Origin of the sequence: Saccharopolyspora terrae (assembly GCF_004348435.1) — a bacterium.
Lineage (GTDB): Bacteria > Actinomycetota > Actinomycetes > Mycobacteriales > Pseudonocardiaceae > Saccharopolyspora > Saccharopolyspora endophytica.
In genome coordinates this window covers 12668-37667 of sequence record NZ_SMKS01000008.1, presented here as the reverse complement: position 1 = coordinate 37667, position 25000 = coordinate 12668, and the positions used below count along the sequence as shown (strand labels likewise).

At 69.1% G+C, this 25000-nt stretch carries 22 protein-coding genes; 10 read left to right on the top strand and 12 right to left on the bottom strand.

Going from position 1 to position 25000, the window contains the following annotated elements; genetic code table 11:
* The first annotated feature begins 82 nt into the window (after positions 1 to 82).
* From E1181_RS07675 to E1181_RS07660, 4 genes are read left to right on the top strand one after another with little or no spacing between them, the layout of a single operon-like run.
* Positions 83 to 3061, top strand: a complete 2979-nt coding sequence (locus E1181_RS07675; RefSeq protein WP_132673262.1) for an arabinosyltransferase domain-containing protein — start codon at positions 83 to 85, stop codon at positions 3059 to 3061.
* A gap of 2 nt (positions 3062 to 3063) precedes the next feature.
* A complete protein-coding gene (locus E1181_RS07670; RefSeq protein WP_132673261.1) occupies positions 3064 to 4074 on the top strand; it encodes a glycosyltransferase in 1011 nt (336 codons plus the stop codon).
* Positions 4061 to 4459 (top strand): GtrA family protein, encoded by a 399-nt coding sequence (locus tag E1181_RS07665; protein ID WP_132673260.1) that lies wholly within the window; start codon positions 4061 to 4063, stop codon positions 4457 to 4459. The genes E1181_RS07670 and E1181_RS07665 overlap by 14 nt, the downstream gene beginning before the upstream one ends.
* Positions 4456 to 5751: an NAD(P)/FAD-dependent oxidoreductase gene (locus E1181_RS07660; protein WP_132673259.1), complete on the top strand. Its 1296-nt coding sequence runs from the start codon at positions 4456 to 4458 to the stop codon at positions 5749 to 5751. Before E1181_RS07665 ends, E1181_RS07660 begins: the two co-directional genes overlap by 4 nt.
* Before the next feature lie 76 nt (positions 5752 to 5827).
* Here the strand turns inward: E1181_RS07660 and E1181_RS07655 are convergent, their stop codons facing one another.
* The 5 genes from E1181_RS07655 to glf all read right to left on the bottom strand — a co-directional run bounded on the left by E1181_RS07655 (position 5828) and on the right by glf (position 12380).
* Positions 5828 to 7402: an alkaline phosphatase D family protein gene (locus tag E1181_RS07655; protein ID WP_132673258.1), complete on the bottom strand. Its 1575-nt coding sequence runs from the start codon at positions 7400 to 7402 to the stop codon at positions 5828 to 5830.
* Between the two features lie 142 nt (positions 7403 to 7544).
* Positions 7545 to 8504 (bottom strand): decaprenyl-phosphate phosphoribosyltransferase, encoded by a 960-nt coding sequence (locus E1181_RS07650; RefSeq protein ID WP_456238796.1) that lies wholly within the window; start codon positions 8502 to 8504, stop codon positions 7545 to 7547.
* Positions 8505 to 8637: 133 nt separating this feature from the next.
* Positions 8638 to 9210: a phosphatase PAP2 family protein gene (locus tag E1181_RS07645; RefSeq protein WP_408009402.1), complete on the bottom strand. Its 573-nt coding sequence runs from the start codon at positions 9208 to 9210 to the stop codon at positions 8638 to 8640.
* A gap of 22 nt (positions 9211 to 9232) precedes the next feature.
* Complete coding sequence (locus tag E1181_RS07640; protein WP_132673256.1) at positions 9233 to 11188, bottom strand: glycosyltransferase; 1956 nt, start codon at positions 11186 to 11188, stop codon at positions 9233 to 9235.
* 1 nt (position 11189) lies between these two features.
* Entirely contained in the window at positions 11190 to 12380 is a 1191-nt protein-coding gene (gene glf, locus E1181_RS07635) for a UDP-galactopyranose mutase (protein WP_132673255.1), read from the bottom strand.
* A gap of 310 nt (positions 12381 to 12690) precedes the next feature.
* Between glf and E1181_RS07630 the strand changes: the two genes are divergently transcribed.
* Both E1181_RS07630 and E1181_RS07625 read left to right on the top strand, forming a co-directional pair.
* Entirely contained in the window at positions 12691 to 13932 is a 1242-nt protein-coding gene (locus tag E1181_RS07630; RefSeq protein ID WP_132673254.1) for a glycosyltransferase 87 family protein, read from the top strand.
* Between the two features lie 134 nt (positions 13933 to 14066).
* Entirely contained in the window at positions 14067 to 15122 is a 1056-nt protein-coding gene (locus E1181_RS07625; protein ID WP_165944543.1) for a peptidoglycan recognition protein family protein, read from the top strand.
* A 137-nt stretch (positions 15123 to 15259) separates the two neighbouring features.
* Here E1181_RS07625 and E1181_RS07620 read toward each other — a convergent pair whose 3' ends face one another.
* Positions 15260 to 16072, bottom strand: a complete 813-nt coding sequence (locus tag E1181_RS07620; RefSeq protein WP_132673252.1) for an HAD family hydrolase — start codon at positions 16070 to 16072, stop codon at positions 15260 to 15262.
* Positions 16073 to 16190: 118 nt separating this feature from the next.
* Between E1181_RS07620 and E1181_RS07615 the strand changes: the two genes are divergently transcribed.
* Together E1181_RS07615 and E1181_RS07610 are read left to right on the top strand one after the other, a co-directional pair.
* Positions 16191 to 17063, top strand: coding sequence for an LLM class flavin-dependent oxidoreductase (locus E1181_RS07615; protein ID WP_132673251.1), 873 nt, complete (start codon positions 16191 to 16193; stop codon positions 17061 to 17063).
* Positions 17064 to 17114: 51 nt separating this feature from the next.
* Positions 17115 to 17741, top strand: coding sequence for an endonuclease (locus tag E1181_RS07610; protein WP_132673250.1), 627 nt, complete (start codon positions 17115 to 17117; stop codon positions 17739 to 17741).
* Positions 17742 to 17807: 66 nt separating this feature from the next.
* On the opposite strand, the gene serS is transcribed toward E1181_RS07610, so the two are convergent.
* The 3 genes from serS to E1181_RS07595 all read right to left on the bottom strand — a co-directional run bounded on the left by serS (position 17808) and on the right by E1181_RS07595 (position 21221).
* Positions 17808 to 19070 (bottom strand): serine--tRNA ligase, encoded by a 1263-nt coding sequence (gene serS, locus E1181_RS07605; protein ID WP_132673249.1) that lies wholly within the window; start codon positions 19068 to 19070, stop codon positions 17808 to 17810.
* A gap of 330 nt (positions 19071 to 19400) precedes the next feature.
* Entirely contained in the window at positions 19401 to 20564 is a 1164-nt protein-coding gene (locus E1181_RS07600; RefSeq protein ID WP_132673248.1) for a glutathionylspermidine synthase family protein, read from the bottom strand.
* A gap of 3 nt (positions 20565 to 20567) precedes the next feature.
* Positions 20568 to 21221, bottom strand: coding sequence for a hypothetical protein (locus E1181_RS07595; protein ID WP_132673247.1), 654 nt, complete (start codon positions 21219 to 21221; stop codon positions 20568 to 20570).
* 147 nt (positions 21222 to 21368) lie between these two features.
* Between E1181_RS07595 and E1181_RS07590 the strand changes: the two genes are divergently transcribed.
* Positions 21369 to 22367, top strand: coding sequence for a septum formation family protein (locus E1181_RS07590; RefSeq protein WP_235876591.1), 999 nt, complete (start codon positions 21369 to 21371; stop codon positions 22365 to 22367).
* A gap of 1 nt (position 22368) precedes the next feature.
* A complete protein-coding gene (locus tag E1181_RS07585; protein ID WP_132673246.1) occupies positions 22369 to 22719 on the top strand; it encodes a metallopeptidase family protein in 351 nt (116 codons plus the stop codon).
* Here the strand turns inward: E1181_RS07585 and E1181_RS07580 are convergent.
* The 3 genes from E1181_RS07580 to pheA are packed head-to-tail and all read right to left on the bottom strand — an operon-like array spanning position 22716 to position 24886.
* Positions 22716 to 23282 (bottom strand): TIGR03086 family metal-binding protein, encoded by a 567-nt coding sequence (locus E1181_RS07580; RefSeq protein ID WP_132673245.1) that lies wholly within the window; start codon positions 23280 to 23282, stop codon positions 22716 to 22718. The genes E1181_RS07585 and E1181_RS07580 overlap by 4 nt on opposite strands.
* A gap of 36 nt (positions 23283 to 23318) precedes the next feature.
* Positions 23319 to 23966, bottom strand: a complete 648-nt coding sequence (locus tag E1181_RS07575) for a histidine phosphatase family protein (protein WP_235876590.1) — start codon at positions 23964 to 23966, stop codon at positions 23319 to 23321.
* Positions 23963 to 24886, bottom strand: coding sequence for a prephenate dehydratase (gene pheA / locus E1181_RS07570; protein ID WP_132673244.1), 924 nt, complete (start codon positions 24884 to 24886; stop codon positions 23963 to 23965). Before pheA ends, E1181_RS07575 begins: the two co-directional genes overlap by 4 nt.
* Between the last annotated feature and the right edge of the window lie 114 nt (positions 24887 to 25000).

Sequence of the window (25000 nt, the reverse complement as noted above, 5' to 3'; positions counted from 1 at the left end):
TTTGCGGCTGACCGCTGAACATCGCTGAGCTGGGGGGACGTTGCTGGACGGGATCGAGCGCACCGCGGACGACTCTCCTCCGATGCCCGCCGCGCCCACGCCGCGCCGCCGGCTCGCCAACGTCCTCGGCCTGGTGATCGGCGTGCTGGCGGTGCTGGCCGCGGTCGCCGTCCCGTTCGCTCCGGTCGTCGGCGATCGGGTCACGGTCACCTGGCCGATGGCCGGTCAGCCGGCGGAGAGCACGCTCGCCTTCGTCGTGCCCTACCACCCGGACGAGGTGCACGTCCGCGTCCCGTGCGAGGTCGTCCGCGCAGGTCAGGACCGCAGCGAGCCGACGACGCTGGTGTCCTCCCGCCCGCCCGGTCAGCCCACCGAGGGCTTCGCCGTCACCACCGCCCAGGACCACGTGATCGCCCTGGTCGCGGGCCGGGAGGCGGTGCGCGCGCCGATCGGGGAAGCCTGCGACGTCGCCATCGACGGCGGCCCGACCGGAGCCACCGCCCGCATCGGTGACCGGACCGCCTCGGTGCCCGCCGGGATCCGCGACATCGTCACGTTCACCACCCAGCTCTCCCCCGCCGAGGCGGCCGGGACCGAGGTCCAGGTGGTCACCGCCAACTGGTTCGAGACGTCCCCCACCCAGGGCAAGCTGCTGCTCATCGCCGTCCAGCTGCTGCTGGTGGCGGCCGGTTTCGCGGTCCTGGCGACGCTGGACCGCCGACGCAGCAGAGCCGTCGAACGCCCGATCCCACGGCTGGCGCACCGGTTGTCCGGCTACGTGATCGACCTGGGGCTGCTGGCCGTGCTCGCGGGCTGGTGGCTGCTGGGCCCGAACGGCCCGGACGACTCCTTCGCCTCGGTGACCGCGCAGAACGGGCTGCGCACCGGCGACATCGGCAACTACTACCGCTGGGAGAACGCCTCCGAATCACCGTTCACGCTGGTCCAGCAGCTGCTGATGCACGTCGCCGAGTGGAACCAGAACCCGCTGGCCATGCGCATACCCAGCATCCTCGCCGCCGTGCTCACCTGGCTGGTGCTCAGCCGGGGCGTCCTCGGCGCGGCCATCCCCGGCCAGCACCACCGGCCGCTGGTCCGCGTCCTGGCCGCGGTGGCGTTCCTGTCCTGGTGGCTGCCGTTCGGGATGGGCGTGCGACCGGAGGCGTTCGAGGCGCTGGGGCTGACCGTCGTGCTCGCGGCGGTGCTGCAGGCCGCCCGCACCGAGCGGCGGGTGTGGCTGGGCGTGGCGGCGCTGGCGGCCGGGCTGTCGATCGCGGTCAACCCGATGGGCATCACCGCGATCACCCCGTTCCTGGTGCTCGCGCCACGCCTGTGGCGGATGGCCGGGGTGGGGTTGGCGGCGCTGCTGGCCGGGATCGCCTCGGTCGGCGTGGTCGCGATGTTCGCCGACCAGTCGCTGTTCGGCGCGGCCAAGGCCACCGACCTGCACGGCTACTACGGGCCGAACGTGTCCTGGTTCCTGGAGGTCATGCGCTGGCAGTACCTGCTCGGCTTCGACCTCCAGGGCGACGTCGCGCGCCGCGCCGCCGTCCTGCTCACCCTCGTCGTCGCGGCGCTCAGCATCGTGGTGCTGCTGCGCCACCGCGTCGACGGGCTGCGGATGGCGCACGTCCCGGCGGCATCGCTGCTGCTCAGCATGGGCTTGATGACGCTGACCCCGTCCAAGTGGACGCACTACTTCGGCGCGCTCGCCGGCGTCGGAGCCGCTACGGTGACCGCGGGCGTCGTGCTGGTCGGCGTCGCCGCGGTCACCGCGAGCCGGGACCGGGTGGTGCTCGTCGCCGGTCTGGTGGGAACCGTGCTCGCCGGTGGCGCGGCCGCGCTCGTCTTCTCCGGCAAGAACAACTGGTTCCTGCACTCGCAGTACGGGGTGCCCTGGGGAGAAGGCCCGGTCCGGCCGCTGAACAACCCGCTGGTCTGGTTGCTCGTCGCCGGGCTGCTGATGGCCGCATCCGCGCTGGTCAGGAGAGGTGACAACCGGGTTCGGCGGGCCTTGATCCGCACACCCGCGCTGGTGTGCGTCACGGCGATGGGGGTGGCGGTGACGATCGTGCTCGGCTCCTTCGCGGCGGCCCCGATCAGGCAGGGCGACGCCTACTCGATCGGTGCGCAGAGCATCGCCGCCGCGCGCGGGGGCAGCTGCGGCATCGCCGACAAGATCGTCGTCACCCCGGATCTCGTGGGGCTGCGCGGCGGCGACGGCGCTGAGATGGCCGGGTTCACCGAAGGCTCCGGCTTCGCACCGGGGTTCACCCCGCCCGCCGACGTCCCGCTGTGGGGCAGCCTGACCGGTGGGCAGATCAACACCGGCACGCTGACCACGGGCTGGTTCCCGCTGCCCGCGCTGGCCCCCGACCAGGAGCTCGCCTTCGGGGTGGCCGGGCGCAGCGGCGACGGCAACCGCGTCGCGCTGGAGTTCTCCGGACCCGGCGGGACGCGCGAGGTCGTGCTCGACGACACCTGGATGGACTCCGACGAGCGCGAGACCTACCCGAGCGACCACGTCATCGAGGACGAACCGCAGGACCACCCCGGCTGGCGGGACATGCACCTGTCCCCCGCGCAGATCCCGGCCGGCGCCGACCGGGTCCGCATCACCGCGAGCGACACCACCACCGACCCCGCCGGGTGGGTCGCGGTCAGCGGGCCGCGGGTCCGCCAGGTCATCCCGCTGACGGAGTACATGCAGGACAAGGCGCCGACGTACGTGGACTGGTCGATGACCTGGAACGTGCCGTGCCTGCGGGACCTGCCGGAGGTCGGCAGCGGGCTCGTCCAAGCCCCCGCTTACATGATCACCCCGCCGAGCTCGATGGGTTTCGGCGGCACCGCCGCGTTCGAACGCGGAATCGGCGGGACGTTCGCCGGAGTTCGGGACGTCGGTGTTCAAGAAGAGATCCCGACAAGGCTCAACGGTTACGAGAAAACACCCGAATATTCCGAGTGGGGCCACCTCATCGAGGTGCAATACCCCTACCCGGGCAACCGATTCGACGTCCAACGCGTTGAAGCTCCACGGTGGGGTTGGCGAGGGGAGTGACCATGTCCGACGCGATCCGCCACGAGGTCGGAATCCCGGTTCCGCAGCAGGCACGAACCTCCGAGGCCGAATCACCGCAACTGATCTCGTACGTGCTGCCGGTCTACAACGAGGCCGAGGGGATCAAGCACTTCCACACCGAGCTCACCGACGCGGTCGCCACGCGACCCGAGTTCGACTACGAGTTCATCTACGTCAACGACGGTTCCGCCGACGGGTCGATGCGCATCCTGCGGGACATCGCGAAGAACGATTCCCGCGTGCAGGTCGTCGACTTCGCGCGCAACTTCGGCCACCAGATCGCCATCACCGCGGGCCTGGACTACGCCGCCGGAGAAGCGGTGATCGTGATGGACACCGACCTGCAGGACCCGCCGCGCGTGAGCCTGCAGATGATCGACGCGTGGCTGGCCGGCGCCGAGGTCGTGCAGGCGCGGCGGCGGACCCGGCGCGACACGCCGTTCAAGCGCGCCACCGCGCACACCTACTACCGGCTGCTGCGCAGCTGCTCCGACGTCGACATCCCGGTCGACACCGGCGATTTCCGGCTGCTCAACCGGCGGGCCGCCGAGGAGCTGCGGACGTTCCGGGAACGCAGCCGGTTCATCCGGGGCATGGTCGCCTCGATGGGGTTCAACCAGCAGGAACTGCTCTTCGACCGGGACGAGCGGGTCGCGGGCGAGACCAAGTACCCGATGCGCAAGATGCTGCGGCTGGCCGCCGACGGCGTCACCGGGTTCTCGACCGCGCCGCTCAAGCTGATCACCCGGATGGGGTTCGTGGCTCTGGCCCTGGCGGTGCTGGGCATCATCTACTCGGTAACGCTGCGGCTCTTCTTCCCCGAAATCACCGTCTCGGGGTGGACGATGTTGATGGTCGTGATGCTGTTCCTGGGCGGGCTGCAGATGCTGTCGCTGGGGGTCATCGGCAGCTACATCGGTCGCATCTACAGCGAAGTGCAACAACGCCCCCTCTACATCGTCCGGGATGTGATCCGGCATGACGAAGCTTGAGCCGCGTTCCCGGCTGATCAGCCGGGAACTGCTGCTCTACGCGGTGATCGGCGGCAGCGGCGTGCTGCTGGACTACCTGCTCTTCCTGGTGCTGTTCAACTACTTCGGGATGCACCACCAGCTCGCGAACGCCCTGAGCACGACGGCGGGGATCACCAACAACTTCGTGCTCAACTCGCTGTTCAACTTCCGCAAGACCGACCGGATCCTGGTGCGGTTCCTGCGCTTCTACGCGGTGGGCATCGCCGGGATCGTGCTGACGTTCCTGCTGCTGGCGGTGTTCTCCACGTGGCTCGGGATCGATGCGAACCTGGTCAAGCTGGCCAGCCTGCCGGTGGTCCTGCTGTTCCAGTACACGATCAACAAGAGGTGGAGTTTCGGATGAGAGTGGGGATCGTCGGCGCCGGTGCGACCGGGCTGACCGCGGCCTTCGACGCGGTGCGCGCCGGGCACGAGGTGACGGTGCTGGAAGCCTCCGCCGAGCTCGGCGGGCTCGCGGCGTCCATCGAGGTCGGCGGCACCCCGCTGGAGCGCTTCTACCACCACAGCTTCCGCAGCGACGAGGCGATGATCGAGCTCATCGAGGACCTCGGGCTCAGCGACCGGTTGCGGTTCCACAAGCCGACCACCGGCGTGTACTTCAACGGCGAGCTGCACGACTTCGGCACTCCCGTGGAGATGCTGAAGTTCTCCGAGTTCTCGATGCTGGACCGCTTCCGGTTCGGCGCGTCCTCGGCCGCGCTGAAGGTGATCCGCAACGGCTCCCGGTTCAACGGGGTTCGCGCGCTGGACTGGATGCGGCGCTGGGCCGGGAAGAAGGTCACCTCGACCATCTGGGAACCGCTGCTGAAGGGCAAGTTCGGCGATCGCGCCGAGGAGATCTCGATGGCGTGGCTGTGGGCGCGGATCCACTGCCGCACGTTCGAACTCGGTTACGTCCACGGCGGTTTCGACCAGGTCTACCGCGCGCTGACCGACGCGGTGACCCAACGCGGCGGGAAGATCGAGTTCAACAAGCCGGTCTCGTCCATCACCCAGCCGTCGGAGGCGGTGCAGGTGGGGACCGCGGACGGCAGCGGCTACGAGTTCGACCACCTCATCGTCACGGTCCCGCAGCCCGCGTTCGCCAAGGCCGCTGACATCGAATCCGACGACGTGCTGTGGCGGAACCAGTACCTGGGCGCGACGTGCTTCATCCTCGAACTCGACCGCAGCGTCATCCCGTACTACTGGCTCAACATCAACGACCCGGAGTTCCCGTTCCTGGCCGTCGTGGAGCACACCAACATGGTCGACAGGCAGGAGTACGGCGGGAAGCACGTCGTCTACGTCGGCAACTACGTGCCGCGCGACGACTGGCGCTTCACCACCGACCCGGCCGAGCTGCTGCGGAACTACATCCCGTGGCTCAAGCGGCTCAACCCGGAGTTCGACGAATCCTGGATCCAGGAGTGGCACTTCTCCAAGGCCGGGTTCGCCCAGCCCATCGTCACCCCGACCTACCGCTCCCTCATCCCGCCGCACAAGACCCACATGCCCGGCGTCACGCTGGCCACGATGTCCCAGATCTACCCCCAGGACCGAGGTCAGTCCTACGCCATCGGCATGGCCCACGAGATCACCGAGAGCCTCGGCCTGCGCTGGGAACGGACGTCACCCGACCACTCGGCCGGGTGACGAAACTCGAATTTCGCGCGAAATTCGGACCCGAAGTTCGGGACTCGAATTTCGCGCGAAATTCGAAACGTCCTGGTCACGCGCGGTTGATGCCCGGGGTGCCATCTTCGACGGTGAGGGTGGCGAGGTCCTGGACCGGGGCTCCGGGCTTGGAGACGAAGGGCAGCACCTTGTAGGTCGCCTTCATCTCCGTCTCGGTGATCTTGGTGGAGATGTAGCCGCGCTGGTTGTTGTAGAGGCGCACGTGCGGGTTCTCCGCCAGGTACGCCTTCTCCTTGTCGGTGAGCTCGGCCGAGCCGTCGCCCCCGCTGGTGATCGAGGTGGCCGTGAACTCGGTGGCCACGACGTTCTCGCCGTCGTGGATCTCGTTCGCCCAGTGGGTGTGGACGTCACCGGTCAGCACCACCGGGTTGCGGGTCCCGGCCTGCTTCCAGCCCTCGATGACCCGCTGCCGGGAACCGACGTAGCCGTCCCAGGCGTCCGGGTTGTACGCCTTGTCCTGACCGTTGAGGTAGTCGATCTCGGCGAACATGACCTGCTGGCCCAGCACGTCCCAGCGCGCCCGCGACGACCGCAGGCCCTGCAGCAGCCAGCGCTCCTGCTCGGCGCCGGTGAGGCTGCGCTTGGGGTCCAGCCGGGCCGGGTCCTGGGTCGGGAACTCGTCGTTGCCGACCTGGTCGTCGCGGTACTGGCGGGTGTCGAGCATGTGGAACGTCGCCAGCGAACCCCACTCGACCCGCCGGAACAGCCGCAGGTCGATGCCCTGCGGGACCTGGGCGCGGCGCAGCGGCATGTTCTCGTAGTACGCCTGGAAGGCGGCCTTGCGGCGCTCCAGGAAGTTCGGCTGCGGCTCCTCGGGGTGCTCGTAGACCTCGTCGGCCCAGTTGTTGTCCAGCTCGTGGTCGTCCCAGACCACGACCCACGGGGCCGCGGCGTGCGCGTGCTGCAGGTCGGCGTCGGACTTGTACTGGGCGTGCCGCTGCCGGTAGTTGGCCAGCGTCTCGGTCTCCGGCCCCGCGTGGTCGCGGATGTTGCCGCCCGGGATCTCGTAGTCGCCCGCCGTGTACTCGTACTGGTAGTCGCCCAGGTGCAGGACCAGGTCCGGGCGCTCGTCGCCGAGGTGGCGGTAGGCGGTGAAGTAGCCGTGCTCGAACTGGGCGCAGGAGGCGAAGGCCATCGACAGCTCGCCCATCGTGCCCGGCAGCGGCGCCGTCCGGGTGCGCCCGGCCGGCGAGACCGAGCCCTCCGCGCGGAACCGGTAGTAGTAGTCGCGGCCCGGCCGCAGGCCCTCCAGCTCGACGTGCACGCTGTGGCCCATCTCGGGAGCCGCGGGAGCCTCACCCCGGCGCACCACGCGCGTGAAGTTCTCGTCCTCGGCGACCTCCCACTCCACCGGGATCGTCTTGGTCGGCATGCCGCCCATGCCGTCCTCGGCGAGCGGGTCGGCGGCCAGGCGCGTCCACAGCACGAAACCGTCCGGCAGCGGATCCCCGGAGGCCACGCCGAGGCTGAACACCTCGCCCCTGCGGGCCGCACCGGCACCCGGCAGCGACAGCGCGGACGGCGCTCCGGCGACGGTCAGCGCCGCGGCACCAGCGGCACCGCTGATCAGCACGCTGCGGCGGGAGAGCAACGAATCGGACTTGTCCATGTGCGTCGGTCCTCCATCGATTCGGGAACTCCGACCACTCTCACCCGACCGAGTGAACGCGTCGGTGATCGACGATGAACAAACCGTGCAGAACGTCGAAGCCCCCGGTCACTCGGACCGGGGGCTTCGACGAAGGCGCTGCTTACAGGTAGAACGCCAGGAACAGGCAGCCGGCGAGGATCACGCCGAGCACCATCAGGACCTTGTCCTTGAGGACCACTTCCTCCGGCTCACCGGCGACACCCTTGTCGATGTCCACCGCGTACCGCAGGATCGCGATCACCATCGGCACGATGGAGATCAGGCCCCAGCGCGACATCTCGAACTCGCGGATGTCGTAGGCCCACAGCGAGTAGGTCATGATCGTGATCGCAGCCGCGATGGCCCACACGAACCGCAGGTAGGACGGCGAGTACGCCTTCAGCGACTTGCGGATCTTCGCGCCGGTCTCGGCGGCCAGCTTCACCTCGGCGTAGCGCTTGCCCGCCACCATGAACAGCGAGCCGAACGCCACGATCAGGTAGAACCACTGGGTGATCACCAGGTTCGCCGCCGCACCACCGGCGATGGCGCGCAGCAGGAACCCGGAGGCCACAATGCACAGGTCGATCACCGGCTGGTGCTTGAGGCCGAAGCAGTAGCCCAGCTGCACCGCGATGTAGAGCGCCATCACGGCCAGCAGCTGCATGCTCGTCAGGCCCGAGATCAGCAGCGATCCGCCCAGCAGCAGCACGCACACCACGTAGGCGATGGGCACCGGGATCAGGCCGGCCGCGATCGGGCGGTTGCGCTTGGTCGGGTGCTGCCGGTCCGCCTCGACGTCGATCGCGTCGTTGACGAAGTAGATGCCCGAAGCGGCCATCGAGAACACCACGAACGCGATGACCGCGTCGAGCAGGATGGCCGGGTCCAGGATCTCGCCCGCCGCGAACGGCACGGCCAGCACCAGGACGTTCTTCACCCACTGCTTCGGGCGAAGCTCCTTGATCAGACCGGTCGCCAGACCGGCCGGCGTGCCCGCCTTGGCGGTCACCTTCGCGTGGTAGGCGTCCGACGACTTGTCCTTCTCGTCGTCGGTCTTCTTCAGCTCCGGCTCCAGCACCTCGTCGCCGAACTCGGCGCCGATGGTGCCCTCCGCGTCGGCCTCGACCTCGGTCTTCTTCGAAGCGTGGGAAGCCTCGGCAGTGTCGACCGCCTCGGCCGCCTCGGCCGTGTCGGTCGAAGCTTGCTTGTTGTCAGGCACGGTTCCTCCGCCGTCTCATGAACCGCCGGGTGACCAGTGCAACGGCACCGCCGAGCACCGAACCGGCGACCACATCGCTCGGGTAATGAACCCCCAGGACAAGTCGGCTGACCATCATGGGCGGCACGATCGCCGGGGTCAGCTTCTTGCCGGTCAACCCGCCGTAGAGCACCGCGGCGGCCGTCGTGGACGTCGCGTGCGAGGACGGGAAGCTCAACTGGCTCGGCGTACCGACCAGCACCTGGATCTCGGGGTCTTTCGGACGCGGGCGGCGGACCACCCGCTTGACCGCGATCGACGCCGCGTGCGCGGCGGCGACCCCTGCCGCGGCGGTGACCCACTCACCGCGGCGCTTGCGGTCGACCAGCGCACCGACGGCGCCGATGGCCAGCCAACCTGCGGCGTGCTCACCGAACAGCGACATCGCGTGCGCCGTCTTGACGACCGCGGGCTTGGCCAACGCGTTCTGCACCTTGCGCAGCGCGATGGTCTCGGCCGTGACCTCCTCGTCGTGCTTGAGGTCGGTCACGTCCTCGGGGGCGATCAGCGTAGTCAGCTCTGCCACTTCGTCTCCGGGAAAGTCGGCGTCATTGGGGATCAAAGACTTGCTTCCAGGACTCAGCGCTGGTCAGCTCCGGCAGCGCGGCGCGGTACTCCTCGCGCAGCCGCGACCACTCCTGGCCGAGCCGCTTGTAGTTGGCCAAGGACTCCAGGCCCAGCCGGCGGAACGTCTCCGGGTCGCGGCGGCGGAACGCCACCCCGCTGCCGTCGGCGTTGGACACCGTGGCGCTGTCCAGGTTGCCCAGCAGGAACCAGCGGGCGGCGGCGGCCGGAACGTTGAGCTGCGGCCGGTCCGACGCGTCGTGCGAGGGCTCCTTGAGGTTGTGCAGCAGCGCCTTGGACGCGCGGGCCGCGATCACCGCCGGGTTCACCGGCGGGTTGAGCAGACCCTCGGCCATGATCGGGTCCGCGGTCGGCGGCGGGAATTCCCGCGCCGACGGGAGCGTCTTGGCGTCGTCGTAGTCCTTGCGCAGCTCGCGGACCTCGGGCAAGGCCGTGCGCAGGCTGTCGAACAGGCCCGACGGTCCCTTCAGGAAGTCCTCGATGGCCTTCTGCTGGACCGCGACCGTCGAGTACTCCATCGACAGCAGGTGCCGCAGCGTGAGCTTGAGGCCCTGCTTGACGATGTTGTTCTTGACCTCTTCCGGGCTGTGCAGCGCGGCCAGGATCAGCCGGTTGCGGGTGTGGAAGTAGGCGGTCCAGTCCGTGGCGTCGTTCTTGTCGGTCCACGGCATGTGCCAGATCGCCGCACCCGGCAGCGTCACCGTCGGGTAGCCGTGGCCGCCCGCGCGCAGCGAGTACTCCGAGTCGTCGTGCTTGATGAACAGCGGCAGCGGCAGACCGGTGCGCTCGATGATCTCGCGCGGGAACAGGCACATCCACCAGCCGTTGTAGGTGGAGTGGACGCGCTGGTGCAGCTTCTTGGTCTTGCGCAGCGGCTTCCTGGCGAAGTCGTGGTCGGTGACCGCGCCCGGCGCCGCGCGCCAGATGCCCTGGCCGAGGTCGACGACCTCGCCCATGGTGTGCAGCCGCGAGCGGGCCTGCAGGTTGAGCATCTGACCACCGACGATGACCGGGTGGGTGGCGGCGCGGGCGAAGGCGTTGGCCCGCAGCACACCGTCCGGTTCCAGGGCGATGTCATCGTCGATGACCATCACCTGGGCGGCGTCGGAGTTGTGGATGCCCTCGTACATGACCCGGCCGAAACCGCCGGATCCACCGAGGTTGTCCTGCTCGATGACGTGCAGCTTGTCGCCGATGGCCTTGGCGGCCTCGTCGAAGCCCTCGACCTCGTGGATCTTCTGCGGGCCCTGGTCGGCCACGATGACCCGCTCCACCACGGCCATGACCTGCGGGTCTTCCCCGAGGGTCTTGAGCGCCTCGATGCACTCCGAGGGCCGGATGGTGGTGGTGCCGACCACGACCTGCTGCTTGGGCATGGGCTGGTCGGTGGTCCACGCGGCGTCGGTGATCTCCAGCGCGACGTCGTTGGTGAACAGGTCGAACCAGATCCAGCCGCCGTCCTCGAACGGCTGCAGCGACACCTTGAACTCCAGCGACGTCCAGTCCTCGCTGGAGACCTTGGAGCCCTGCAGGTGAACGCTGTCGCCGTTGGACTTCGAGCGGTAGACGTCGAGCCGACCGGACCCCTTGACCTGCAGCCGCAGCACGATCTCTTCGATCTTGGTCCAACGCTTCCAGTAGCTTGCCGGGAAGGCGTTGAAGTAGGACGCGAGCGAAATCTTGCTGTGCGCGGGCACGCGCAGGTTGCGCCGGGAGACCACCGTGGCCGTGCTGGCCAGCGCCTCGGGCTCGTCGATGTAGAGCGGACGCACGTCCAGCGGGTCCTCGCCGCGCGGGAACACGATCCGCTGCAGCACCTGCTCGGGCGCCACGTCCGAGGTCCCGGCGCGCACCGAAGTGACGTCGCTGAGCTTGCTCTCCCCAGCGGCGTTGGGCTCTCGGGGGGTCCGGTCGGTCACGTCAGTCCTCCAGCGAGCCGTCCAGCGAACGGCCCTCGGTGAAGTATGGAGCGATCTTGTTGTCGAACATGCTCAGCGCCGAGCCGATGGCCATGTGCATGTCCAGGTACTTGTAGGTGCCCAGTCGACCACCGAAGATGACCTTGCGCTCCTTGGCCTCCTTCTTGGCCAGTTCGCGGTAGGCCTCCAGCTTGCGCCGGTCCTCCGGGGTGTTGATCGGGTAGTAGGGCTCGTCCCCGCTCTCCGCGGACCGCGAGTACTCGCGCACCACCACCGTCTTGTCCGACGGGTAGTAGTCCCGCTCGGGGTGGAAGTGCCGGAACTCGTGGATCCGGGTGTAGGGGACTTCTTCGTCGGCGTAGTTCATCACCGACGTGCCCTGGAAGTCGCCGGTGGCCACGACCTCGGTCTCGAAGTCCAGGGTGCGCCAGCCCAGCTCGCCCTCGGCGTAGTCGAAGTACTGGTCCAGCGGACCGGTGTAGACGACCGGGACGTCGGTGGGCAGCTCACCGCGAACGTCGAAGAAGTCCGTCGCCAGCCGGACGTCGATGTTCGGGTTCTCCGCCATCTTCTCCAACCACGCGGTGTAGCCCTCGACGGGCAGCCCCTCGAAGTCGTCGTTGAAGTAGCGGTTGTTGAGGTTGTAGCGAACCGGCAGCCGGCTGATGATCGCCGCGGGCAGTTCCTTGGGGTCGGTCTGCCACTGCTTGGCCGTGTAACCGCGCACGAACGCCTCGTACAGCGGGCGGCCGATCAGGGAGATCGCCTTCTCTTCCAGGTTCTGCGCGTCCGCGGTGTCGATCTCGGCCGCCTGCTCGGCGACCAGCGCCTTCGCCTCGTCCGGGGTGAACGCACGACCGAAGAACTGGGACAGCAGACCCAAGTTCATCGGGAACGAGTAAATCTGCCCCTGGTGCTTGGTGAACACCCGGTGCTGATAGTTGGTGAATTCGGTGAACTGGTTTACGTAATCCCACACGCGTTTGTTCGAGGTGTGGAAAAGGTGCGCACCGTAGCGATGCACCTCGATACCGGTTTCAGGCTCCGCCTCCGAGTAGGCGTTGCCCCCGATGTGGTCACGTCGGTCCAGCACCAGCACCCGCTTGTCCAGCTGGGTGGCGGCGCGCTCTGCGATCGTGAGGCCGAAGAATCCGGAACCAACAACGATCAGGTCATAGCCTGCGAAGCTCACAGTCGTCGAGGGTAGCTGTAGCGCGACGCCACCCCGAAACCGCGTTGACGTTATTGGCTACATATGACCACGAAGAGTGTCGATATCGCTCCCGAAGAGCGCCCATTCCTCGTTGTCCAGGCATTTCATCACTCATCAGGGGTGACTGCGGCGACACCGGCGGCGACTATTCGTGGCTGTTAATACCCGTTAGGCGACCCTCCCGGCGAGTCGCGCGGGGACTACCATCGCGCCGTATCGACGCGCCGGTGAAACCCTTTCACGCAGGTCCGAGACTCCGGGACGGGCGCGCAACACTGGGTGGTGAGCTGTGGGGTCGACCCGCGCCCGTGACGGGCGTCACTTGCTGATCGCGGCGATCGTGCTCGAGGTGCTGGCGGTCTGGTTCGTGCACTGGATCGACACCCGCGGCTACATGGACACCGAGATTTACCGGCTTGGTGCGCGCGCGTGGCTCAACGGTTACCAGGTCTACGGCGACGATCTGACCCCCGAATCGCCGGACTCCGCGACGTTGCCGTTCATCTACCCGCCGTTCGCCGCGCTGTTGTTCATCCCGCTGACCTGGATGTCCGAGACGGCCGCCGTCGTGACCGTGGCGCTGTGCTCGCACCTGGCGATCCTGCTGACCGCCTACTCGCTGGCCCGCTCCTCGCGGTACCTCGCGCCCCGCGCCGGCCGGGTCGCCGTGGCCACCGCGCTGCTGCTGCCGTGGCTGACGCTGATCGAACCGGCCCGCGAAACCCTCAACTACGGGCAGATCAACCTGGTGCTCATGGGCCTGGTCGCCGCCGACTGCCTGCTCCCGCGCACCCGCTGGCCGCGCGGGATGCTGGTCGGCATCGCCGCCGCGATCAAGTTGACCCCGCTGGGCTTCCTGCTGTTCTTCCTGCTGCGCAGGGACTACCGGGCCATGTCGATCAGCGGCGTCACCTTCGCCTCCACCGTGTTCCTGGGGCTGCTGGCCGCGCCGCACGACTCGGCGGACTGGTGGCTGGACAAGATGCTGTCCACCGGCGACTCCTTCGGCACCGTCTACGCGGGCAACCTGACGCTGCGCAGCCTGCTGGCCAAGCAGGAGCTGACCGGGTTCGCGCTCAACTCGCTGTGGATCACCGGATCGCTGCTGCTGCTCGCGCTGGTCGTGATGGGCATCCGCTACGCGCTGAGCGTGCGCGACGTGCCGCTGGCGCTGGTGCTCAACGCGGTGTGGGTCCTGCTCGTCTCGCCGATCTCCTGGTCGCACCACTGGGTGTGGGCGGGTCCCGCGCTGGCGCTGGTGTTCATGATGTCGCTGCGCAACCGCTGGCACGGGATGACCATCGCCGTGGTGATCTCGGCGATCACGGTTCTGGCCGGGCCGCAGTGGTACCTGCCCAACACCGGTGATCGCGAACTCGACTGGACTTTCTCGCAGCAGATCGTCGGCAACGCCTACACGTTGATCGGGATCGGATTCCTGGTGTGCGCGGCGGTGGCTTATGTGCGATTCGGGCGGCGCCCGGTGAATTCCCCGGAATTCCCGAACGGTTCTCTCATTCCGGGGCGGTGAATCCCGGCCCGCGGAGTCGGGCATAACGGAGTTCCGGAAGGCGAATGATCGGTTCCGGACTCATACTCGTTCTTCGCCAGGAAGCGGGTGTCGACAAAGGACACCCGCCCTCCAGTCGAAGCGAGGTATCGCCCATGCGTTTTCGGTCCGCACGTCCGAGGCTGGCGGCCACCGCCCTGCTGACCATGGCCGTTCTCCCGATCTCCGAGCCGGCCGCCGCCGGTCCGACCCCCGAACCGCCCGAGGCGCAGACCGTCCGGATCCCGTTGCGCGACGCGGCCACCCCCCGGGCCGCGGTTCGCGAGGTGCACAGCGAGAAGGCCTTCGAGCTGGTCGGATTCACGTGGCGAGGACCGGCACCGGACCGCATCGAGGTGCGCACCCGCACCTCGGAGGGCTGGGGCTCGTGGACTCCGCTGGAAGCCCAGGAGGGCGGCAGCGAGCCGTTGTGGACCGGCCGCAGCAACGACGTGCAGGTCCGCGCGGACAAGAGCGGTCAGGACATCACCGACCAGCTGCAGCTCATCGGCATCGACCCCGGCCAGCAAGTCGCCGCGCCCCAGATCAGCACGCCCGTCGCGGGCGCTCCGCCGGTGGTCACCCGCGCGCAGTGGGGCGCGGACGAGTCGAAGATGACCTGGCCGGTCGAGCGGACCACCACCAAGGCGGCCGTCGTGCACCACACCGCGGGCACCAACGACTACACCTGCGACGAGTCCGCCAAGATCGTGCGCGGCATCTACCAGTACCACGCGGTCGAGCTGGGCTGGGGCGACATCGGCTACCACGCGCTGGTCGACAAGTGCGGCACCGTCTTCGAGGGCCGCACGGGCGGCCTCGCGGGCGAGGTGGTCGGCGGTCACGTTCGCGGGTTCAACGACCACACCTTCGGCATCTCGATGATGGGCAACTACGACGGCGTGACGCCCTCGCCGAAGACGGTGCGCTCGGTGGCCGACGTGGCCGCCTGGAAGCTCAAGACCAAGGGCGTTCCGGCCGACGGCACCACGCGCCTGGTCTCCGAAGCGCCCCAGGGCTCGAAGTACCCGGCGGGCACGGAGGTCACGCTGCCCACGATCTTCGGCCACCGCGACGCCGCCTACACGGCCTGCCCGGGCAAGCGCGGCTACGACCAGCTCGGCGCCATCCGATCCCAGGCCGCAGACGCCCAACGCTCCACCCAACCCTGAACCCGACCGGAGGACCCGGATTTCCACTGAACTCCGGCCCCCAACTTCCACTGCAATCGGGTACTCGACTTCCACTGAAATCGGGGAGCACTCGTCTCTGAGCGGCGTCTGCCCAGGTTGGGGAGGCGCCGCTCGGTTCACCACCAGCGTTCGAGGACCTGGGCGACGCCGTCTTCCGCGTTGGTGGTGGTGACCTCGTCGGCCGCCGCCAGGGCGTCCGGGTGGGCGTTGCGCATGGCCACGCCGTGACCGGCCCAGGCGAGCATCGGGACGTCGTTGGGCATGTCCCCGAAGGCGATCACCTCCGACCGCGCGATGCCGAGCTCCGCGGCCACGACCGCCAGTCCCGCCGCCTTGTCCACGCCCGGAGCGGAGAACTCGATCAGCCCCGATTCCGTCGAGTAGGTGGACTGGAGCCGGTCGCCGATGATCTCGGTGGCAGCCGCCGACAGCTCGGCGCTGTTCATCCCCGGATTCATCAGCAGCAGCTTCATCGCGGGCTTGCCGGTCACCTCGTCGGTGGGCGCGACGCGGATGTCGGTGTTCGTCCAGCTGCGGTGGAAATCGGCCTCGGCGAGGAACTGCTCGCGCAGGTCGTCGTGGGCGCTGCGGGTCGCGCGCTCGACCGCGAACGCGCAGCCGGTCAGCTCGCGCCGCAGCTCCCGAACCACGTCGTGCAGCGTCACCGGATCGATGTCGTGGCTGTGCAGCACCCGGTCGGCGGCGGTGTCGTAGGTGACCGCGCCGTTGGCGCACACCGCGATGCCGGACACCCCGAGAGCGGCGACCACGCGCGGCATCCACCTCGGCGGACGCCCGGTGACCAGCACGAACGGCGTTCCCGATGCGGCGACCCGGCCTGCCGTGGCCGCTGTCCGGGCGGACACCTCCTCCATCGGGTCGAGCAGGGTTCCGTCCACGTCTGATGCCACCAGGCCAGGTTCACGCACGCGCCCCATCATGCCGCCGCACCACCTCTCGTGGGCGCCGTGGCTGGTAAGAGGACGAAGGGACGTTCGTCACCTGATCGGGTCGAACGCCGTTGTGCGGGACCAGTACCGTCTACCCGTGCGCGTTGGGATCGTGATCTTGCCCGAACACCGTTGGTGGGCTGCCGAGCCGCTGTGGCGGATGGCCGAGGAGTACGGCTTCGCCCACGCCTGGACCTACGACCACCTCGGCTGGCGTTCCCTGGTGGACAAGGCCTGGTACGACGCGGTGCCCACGCTGACCGCTGCCGCCACCGTCACCTCGACGATCCGGCTCGGCACGCTGGTCGCCTCCCCGAACTTCCGGCACCCGGTGCACTTCGCCCGCGAGCTGACCGCCCTGGACGACATCGCGGACGGCCGCATCACCCTCGGCGTCGGCGCGGGCGGAACCGGGTTCGACGCGAGCGTGCTGGGCCAGCCCGAGCTCACGCCGCCGGAGCGCTCCGACCGCTTCGCGGAGTTCATCGAACTCCTCGACCACGTGCTGCGCTTCGACGTCACCGACTACGACGGCACCTACTACTCGGCCGTGCAGGCGCGCCGGGCCCCCGGATGCGTGCAGCTGCCGCGCATCCCGTTCGTGGTGGCCGCCAACGGCACCCGCTCGATGCAGCTGGCCGCCCAGCACGGCCAGGGCTGGGTGACCACGGGCCGGGGCGGGGACGATCTGGAGAGCTGGTGGCGCGCGGTCGCGGAGCTGTCGCTGCGCTTCACCGACATCTGCCACCAGCAGGGCCGCGACCCGGCGAAGGTCCACCGGTACCTGCAGGTCGACGCCGCACCGGAGTTCTCGCTGTCCAGTGTGGAGCACTTCCGCGACGTGGTCGGCCGCGCCGACGAACTCGGCTTCACCGACGTCATCACCCACTGGCCCCGGGCCGACAGCCCGTACGCCGGCAAGGAGTCCACGGTCGAGGAGATCGCCACCGAGGTCCTCCCCGAGCTGTAGGTGTGCCACCTGGTCCGCGTGGGTATCCGTCGTCGGCAGGAGGTGGTGACGATGTCGGTGCGGACCAAGGTGCAGACCCTGCTGGACGAGGCGGGGACCAGCTTCGCCGCCGAGGCCGGGATCACGCTGGCCAACAAGCCCTCACCGCTGTACCGGCTGGCGGTGCTCTCGGTGCTGCTGTCGACGCGGATCAAGGCGGGCATCGCGGTGGACGCCGCCAGGGAGCTGGCGCAGTGGAACACCCCGCAGAAGATGTTCGACGCCACCTGGCAGCAGCGCGTCGACGCGCTCGGCCGCGCGCACTACCGGCGCTACGACGAGAGCACGTCCACCGCGCTGGGCGAGGGAGCCGAGCTGCTCCTCGACCGCTACCACGGTGACCTGCGAAAACTCCGCGCCAAGTCCGATGGCGATCCGGAGGAGTTGCGCAAGCTGCTGATGGATCTGCCGCGCCTGGGCCCGGTCGGCGCCGACATCTTCTGCCGCGAGGCCCAGCTCGTCTGGCCCGAACTGCGCCCCTACTTCGACGGCAAGGCGCTCAGCGGCGCGAAGAAGCTGGGTCTGCCCACCGATCCGGACAAGCTCGCGGATCTGGTCGAGGGCCACGACCTCGCGAAGCTCGCCGCCGCGCTGGTCCGCAGCACGCTCGACCGCAACCTCGCCGCCGCCGTGCGGTGAGGACTTCGGCCGAAAAGCGACGAGACCCCGGCGGAACCGGGGTCTCGTCGACGTTTCAGCCTGCGGTCACTTGGGTTCGAGGACCTCGAGGCCGCCGAGGAACGGGCGCATCGCCTCGGGTACCCGGACGGAACCGTCGGCCTGCTGGTGGTTCTCCAGGATGGCCACGATCCAGCGGGTGGTCGCCAGGGTGCCGTTGAGGGTGGCCGCGAAGCGGGTCTTGCCGTCGGCGTCGCGGTAGCGGGTGTTGAGCCGTCGCGCCTGGAACGTGGTGCAGTTCGAGGTCGACGTCAACTCGCGGTAGGTCCTCTGGCTGGGCACCCACGCCTCGCAGTCGAACTTGCGGGCCGCGCTGGAACCGAGGTCACCGGCCGCGGTGTCGATCACCCGGTAGGGCACCTCGATCTTGGCCAGCATCTCCTCTTCCCAGGCCAGCAGGCGCTGGTGCTCGTCGCGGGAGTCCTCTTCCCGGCAGTAGACGAACATCTCCAGCTTGTTGAACTGGTGCACGCGGATGATGCCGCGGGTGTCCTTGCCGTAGGAGCCGGCTTCGCGGCGGAAGCAGGTCGACCAGCCCGCGTAGCGCGCGGGACCGTCGGCGAAGTCCAGGATCTCGCCCGAGTGGTAGCCCGCCAGCGGAACCTCGGAGGTGCCCACCAGGTAGGCGTCGTCCTCCTCCAGCCGGTACACCTCGCTGGAGTGGGCGCCGAGGAACCCGGTGCCGTCCATGATCTCCGGGCGCACCAGGACCGGCGGCACGACGAGCGTGAACCCGGCGGCGGTGGCCTGCGCGGCGGCCATGTTCAGCAGCGCCAGCTCCAGCTGCGCGCCGATGCCGGTGAGGAAGTAGAAGCGGGCGCCGGAGACCTTCGCCCCGCGCTCCATGTCGAACGCGCGCAGCGCGTTGCCCAGCTCCAGGTGGTCCTTCACCTCGAAGTCGAACTCCGGCGGGACGCCCACGTGCTTGAGCACCGCGAAGTCGTCCTCGCCGCCCGGCGGCACGTCGGGCTCGACGACGTTGGAGACGGCCTTCTGCAGCCGCAGCAGCTCGGCGTCGGTCTCGGACTGCTCGGCCTCGGCCTCCTTGACCTGCGCGGCCAGGTCCTTGGCCTGGGCCAGCAGCGCGTCGCGCTCCTCGCCCTTGGCCTTGCCGACCTGCTTGCCGAACTGCTTCTGCTCGGCGCGCAGGTTGTCCGCCCGGGACACCGCGGACCTGCGACGCTCGTCGGCGGACAGCAGCGCGTCCACGAGGGACGCGTCTTCACCACGTGCGCGCTGCGACGCGCGCACCGCTTCCGGATCATCGCGTAGCGTCTTCAGGTCGATCACAGCTGGTCAGCGTAGTCGGCCCAAAGAAACCAAGCGTGCCCAGGGTGCCCACACACCCCGAAACCCCATTTCCCCAGGCAACCAACGTCAGGCAAGCGACGAAGTCGCTTTCTCTTCACCCCACCTGAGCAACCGGCACCGCCGCGGGTTCTGACACGTCTTCTGGGGAGGACAGCCGTAGCGCCGTGTGTTGGACATACATCAGTCTCCGATCCCGGAGCCAGAAGGCGTGTCAGGTTCCGCTACCCGCACCGCCAAGAACAGGGACCACGGAGTCTTGTCAGTAGACGCAACCCACCAGGAAAAACAAGGCGCTCCAGACCAAGATCCTCACTGAGGAATCCGGTGAGGCACGAAAGCCGCGCCGTCATCGGTGATCAACCCAGCCGTCTCCCGAATCCCGAGCCCAGCGGACTCATCCCCGACGACCCACGCCCCGAGCGCAGGCCGCATCCCGTCGAACTCGGGCAGCGGGTCGAACGCCTGGTAGACGAATCCCTCTTCGCCGTAGAACCCGCCGGTCTCGGTCTCCCAGCCGGGCGCGGCGATGGTGATGTTGTTGCCCTCGCGGCCGAGCCGCGGCTTGCGCACGTACTCGGTGAGCAGTCCGGGCTGGTCCAGGTAGGTGGGCAGCAAGTTGGGGTGTCCGGGGTGCATCTCCCAGAGGATCGCCAGCAGCGCCTTGTTGGACAGCAGCATCTTCCACAGCGGCTCGACCCACTGGGTGGCCGGCAGCGTGGTGATCGCGTGCTTGCCGAACTCGTCGTCGACCATCCACTCCCAGGGGTAGATCTTGGCGACGGAGTTCATCGGCGCCTCTTCGAGGTCGACGAAGCGCTCCAGCAGGCTGTCCCAGCCGATCTCCTCGATGGCCAGCCCGACGGTGTTCAGGCCCGCTTCGGCGGCGGTCTCCTGCAGGTAGGCGGCGGTGATGTGGTCCTCACCGGTGTGCTCCTGGCCGGACCAGGTGAAGTGCACCTCGTTGGTGGCCAGCTGCGGCTTGATCTCACCCCAGCGCTCCACGAGCTTCTCGTGGATGGAGTTCCACTGGTCGTCGCCCTCGTGGACCTCGGTGAGCCAGTGCCACTGCACGACCGCGGCTTCCAGCAGCGAGGTCGGCGTGTCGGCGTTGTACTCCAGCAGCTTGGCGGGGCCGGAGCCGTCGTAGCGCAGGTCGAAGCGCCCGTAGAGGTGCGGGTCGCGGCGGCGCCAGGACTCGGCGATGTGCGGCCACACCCACTCGGGGATGCCGAAGTCCTTGTACCGCTCGGTGGTGATCACGTGGTCGACGGCGTCCAGGCACATCGAGTGCAGCAGTTCGACGTCGGCCTCCAGCGAGAGGACCTCGTCGAGGCTGAACTCGTAGTGCGCGCCCTCGTCCCAGTAGGGCCGGTTGCTGCCGTCGGCGGCGCGCGCCGGGGTCCCGAAGACGAGCCCGAGCTCTTCGACCTTCGACTGCCAGTCCGGGCGCCGGGCCCCGGTCTTGCGCTTCACTCGTCAGCTCCCGCTGCTACCGGACTTGCTGGAGATCCCGAACCCACCGCGCTGGATGGTCGAGCCCTTGGTGTTCTTCACGGTGCTACCGGAAGGCTTGTTGAACGTCGAGCCCGTCGCCGGCGAACCGATCGCAGGCGGGGCCGTGCCCGCCGGGGTGTAGGCGTACCGGTAAGAGTGGTGACCACCGAAGCCGCCCCCGGGCAGGATGATCGGCATGAAGAACATGCCGCCGTGGGAGTAACCGCCGTGGCTGTGGACGTAGTTCTCGTCGCAGTAGTCGTCCTGATCGCGAACACCGGGCTGACCGTTCTGGTCCGTCGCGCAGTACTCGGTCGAGGCGTTGGCCGATGCGCTGACCTCGGACGCCGAGTACATCGCCGCGACCAGCGCGACGACACCGACGGTCGCACCGCCGCCGATCAGCATCTTCCGGCGCTTGGCCGTCTTCGCAGCGGCTGCCGCCTGCTCGGCGCGCTCAGCCTCGGCACGACGCTGCTCGGCCATCTGCCTGGCCTTCTGCTCGGCGAGCGTGGGCTCGCGCGGCGTCGTGCTCTGCGGGTCCTGGTAGCGGATCCGCCCCTGGGCGTCCGCCGGCGTCTGCTGGGTCGGCTCGTCCGGGGAGGAGCCCCCCTGCGGCTGCTCGTTGTCTGACACTGGCTTGCCATTCTCCGTCATTGCCCCACTCCCAAGCGCCACACTACTCAATGAATGGACGCTCACGGCAACGAATGAGTTCCTTTCCTCTCCACTTCCGGCGCGGATTGCTGCCAGCCCACATCCGCGCCAGGCATGATGGGTTCGATGGTCCAGCCCGAGCGCACACCCGAATCCCGCCGCAAGCCGCCCAACGCCAAGGTGGTGATGGTCGCGGCTGCGATCGGTGCACTGCTGATCCTGACGGTCAGCATCCTGCTGAACTGGCCGATGGAGTCCGGCAAGGTCGGCGGCCCTGCCGGGATCGGTGAGGCGCCCGCACCCGAGGTCGTCTTCGAGACGCGCGCCGGTGAGTGCCTGAACTGGACCGAGCCGGACGCCGCGGACATCCGCAAGGTCACCTGCGACGAGCCGCACCTGTTCGAGGTCACCGGCCCGTACGACCTGAAGGAGTTCGGACCGACCGCGCCGTTCCCGAGCACCCAGCAGTGGCAGGACGTCAAGCAGCAGCGCTGCATCGAGGTCTCCGACCAGTACCTGGGCGGCAAGTTCGACAAGGAGGGCCGCTTCACCGTCGGCGCCTTCACCCCGAGCCAGGAGGGCTGGGCCGACGGCGACCGCACGCTGCACTGCGGCCTGCAGCAACCGGGCCCGTCCGGGAAGTTGTTCCCGATCACCGGTGAGGCCTCGAAGATGGACCAGTCGAACGTCTACCCGGCGGGCCGCTGCCTGGGCATCAACGGCACCCAGGTCTGGGACCCGGTCGACTGCGGGCGGCCGCACGCGGTGGAGCTCAGCGCCGTGATCAACCTGGCCGAGCAGTTCCAGGGCGACTTCCCGTCGGAGAACGACCAGGACGGCTTCCTGGCCACCAAGTGCGAGGAGCTGACCGCGGCTTACGCGGGCGGGCCGACGACGGCCAAGGACAAGGGCCTGATCGTCTACTGGGACACCCTGTCCGAGAAGAGCTGGGCGGCCGGTTCGCGGCAGGTCAACTGCAAGCTGAGCGCGCAGCTGCCCGACGGCAGCGGGCTCGCACCGGTGACCGGCAGCGTCAAGGGCCGGGTGCAGGTCGGCACGGCCCCGGCCGGCCAGAACACGGCACCGACCGAGCCGGGTGCCCCCGCCACCGAGCAGCCGCGCTGACATGCCGGTGGAGATGACCCGCGCCCGCTTCGACGAGCTGGTGAGCGACGCCCTGGACCGGCTCCCGCCGGAGTTCGCGACCGCGATGAACAACGTGGTGGTGCTGGTCGAGGACGCCCACCCCGAGGACCCCGAGCTGCTGGGCCTCTACGAGGGCATCGCGCTGACCGAACGCGACCACACCTACAGCGGCGTCCTGCCGGACACGATCACGATCTTCCGCGATCCGCTGCTGGCGATGTGCGAGGACGAGGAGGAGGTGGTCGACGAGGTGGCCATCACCGTCGTCCACGAGATCGCCCACCACTTCGGCATCGACGACGACAAGCTCCACGAGCTCGGCTGGGGCTAGTCCACGGAGCGGCCCAGGTGGGCCATCAGGCGGTCCGTGGGCGTCGCGGTTGCCGGTGGGGTCGTGGCCGGGGAGAACCCGCCCTGACCGCGCATCATCTCCTCCGGCACCGAGTCGATCAGACCTCGGCAGTAGGCCAGCAGGTCCTCGGAGAACTCGACGGAACCACCGCAACTGCGGCGCAGGTCCCAGGCGTGCATGCCGACGTCGGCGACCGGGAACGCCAGCGCCTGGCGCAACGGCACCTCCCCGGCCGGGGACGGTCGCGGCGACTCCAGATCGGCACCGGGCAGAGCCCGCTCGATCCGGCCGCCGATCTCGCGGAGCCGCGCGGCCGGGTCCGCGCACATCCAATCGGCGGGCTCGGACGGCGTCTGCCAGGTCTCCCCGCCCTCCAGCAGCAGCGCGACCTTCGTCGCGCTGCCGGTCACGTGCGCGACGAGCTCCCGAACGCTCCACTCGTCGAGGATCGACGGCGCGCCCCAGCCGTCGGCAGGCACCCGCTCCACGGCGTCGACGAACAACTCCAGCGCCTCGCTGATCCGCGCGTTCATCTCACTCATGCGCGAAACGGTAGGCCTGACCCCCGACGAGCACCGCTAGAGCAAGCCGTCCCAGGTGAGGCAGCGCCAGCCGGTGGCGGTCGTCGGGTCGGACTCGATCACGATCAGGCCCGTGTTGGGCAGGTGCAGCGAGTCGGCCTCGGCACCCGTGACCTCCTCGACCAGCACGCCCGCGACCAGCCGCAGCATCGCGCCGTGGCTGACCATCACCACCGTGCCCTCGGACACGCCCTCCAGGGCGGTGCGGGCGCCGCCCAGGAACCGGGTGATCGCGTCGCGGCCGGATTCACCGCCACCGGGCATCGGCACGTCGAGGTCGTGGCCGTGCCACTGGGCGTAGACGTCGTCGAAGACCGCCAGCGCGGGGCCGCCCAACCCTTCCAGCTCACCCACGAACACCTCGTGCGTGCCCTCCGCGAGCTGCAACGGCAGGCCCAGCCGCCGCGCGACCGGCTCGGCGGTCTGCTGCGCGCGACGCGCCACGCTGGCGTGCACCGCGACGATCTTGTCCTCGCGCGCGGCCAACCGCTCGGCGAGCTCCTCGGCCTGCTGCTGCCCGAGCTCGGTCAGGCCCGGGCCTGGCGGAAGGGTGTCGAGCAGCTTGGCGACGTTCGCCGGGGTCTGCCCGTGGCGGGCCAGCACCAGCCGCACGCCCTCCGGCGCCGCCAACTCGAAATCACTCACGCGAGCCTCCCCGCACGCACGGCGGCCAACCACTCGGCCGCGTTCCGGAACGCTTGCTCCGACGATCCCGGCCGCACCGACGCGGGTTTCCGGTCCGCCTTCGGGTACGAGCCGAGGAAGCGCACCGAGTCGCAGCGGCGCTGCAGCGCCGCCATCGCCTCCCCGATCCGCGCATCGGCCACGTGCCCGTCGAAGTCCAGGTAGAAGCGGTAGTGCCCGAAGTGGTCCTTGACCGGCCGGGACTCGATCCGGCTCAGGTTGATGCCGCGCAGCGACAGCTCGGCCAGCATGTCCGACAGCGTGCCGACCTCGTCACCGATCACCGCGCAGATCGACGTCCGGTCCGCGCCGGTCGGCTCCGGCAGCGTCCCCGGCCTGCGGACCAGCAGGAACCGGGTGACCGCATCGCGGACGTCGGCGATGCCGGTCGCCAGGCGCTGGAGCGACGAGTAGTGCTCACCGGCCACCGGCGCGGAGATCGCCGCGTCGTACTCGCCGTCGGCGACGGCGGCGGCCGCGGCGGCGGTCGAACTGACCGCGCGGACGTCGGCCTTCGGCAGCGCCTCGGCCAGCCAGCCGCGCACCTGCGCCAGCGCGTGCGGATGGCTGGCGACGGTCCCGACCTCCCCCAGCGTCATCCCGGGCTGGGCGAACACGTCGAACTGGACCGGGATCACGACTTCCTTGACCGCGATCAGCGGATCGTCCTCGGTCAGCGCGTCGAGCGTGGCCGGAACGGAGCCCTCCACGGAGTTCTCCACCGGGACCCCGGCGGCCAGCACCTCCCCCGAGCGCACCGCGGCCAGCGCCACCGGCACGGTTTCGCAGGGCACGAGTTCGGCGTCGAAGTCGGCGGTCAGCAGCCGAGTCGCTTGCTCGGTGAAGGTTCCCGGCGGACCGAGGTAGGCGATTTCTGGCACCCGCCCAGATTACGGGCCGCGCAAGGCGGCCCGGGTTGGGCCACATGAACGTTTTTCAACGGCTACTGAGGGGTTTCCACGCTCCGTGATCGTTCCGGCCGAGCTCCGCGGGAC

Excerpts from the sequence above, each read along its gene's own strand:
- E1181_RS07675 (WP_132673262.1), top strand. The coding sequence starts at position 83 with ATGCCCGCCGCGCCCACGCCGCGCCGCCGGCTCGCCAACGTCCTCGGC.
- E1181_RS07670 (WP_132673261.1), top strand. The coding sequence starts at position 3,064 with ATGTCCGACGCGATCCGCCACGAGGTCGGAATCCCGGTTCCGCAGCAG.
- E1181_RS07665 (WP_132673260.1), top strand. The coding sequence starts at position 4,061 with ATGACGAAGCTTGAGCCGCGTTCCCGGCTGATCAGCCGGGAACTGCTG.
- E1181_RS07660 (WP_132673259.1), top strand. The coding sequence starts at position 4,456 with ATGAGAGTGGGGATCGTCGGCGCCGGTGCGACCGGGCTGACCGCGGCC.
- E1181_RS07655 (WP_132673258.1), bottom strand. The coding sequence starts at position 7,402 with ATGGACAAGTCCGATTCGTTGCTCTCCCGCCGCAGCGTGCTGATCAGC.
- E1181_RS07625 (WP_165944543.1), top strand. The coding sequence starts at position 14,067 with ATGCGTTTTCGGTCCGCACGTCCGAGGCTGGCGGCCACCGCCCTGCTG.
- E1181_RS07610 (WP_132673250.1), top strand. The coding sequence starts at position 17,115 with ATGTCGGTGCGGACCAAGGTGCAGACCCTGCTGGACGAGGCGGGGACC.
- E1181_RS07590 (WP_235876591.1), top strand. The coding sequence starts at position 21,369 with ATGGTCCAGCCCGAGCGCACACCCGAATCCCGCCGCAAGCCGCCCAAC.
- E1181_RS07585 (WP_132673246.1), top strand. The coding sequence starts at position 22,369 with ATGCCGGTGGAGATGACCCGCGCCCGCTTCGACGAGCTGGTGAGCGAC.
- E1181_RS07580 (WP_132673245.1), bottom strand. The coding sequence starts at position 23,282 with ATGAGTGAGATGAACGCGCGGATCAGCGAGGCGCTGGAGTTGTTCGTC.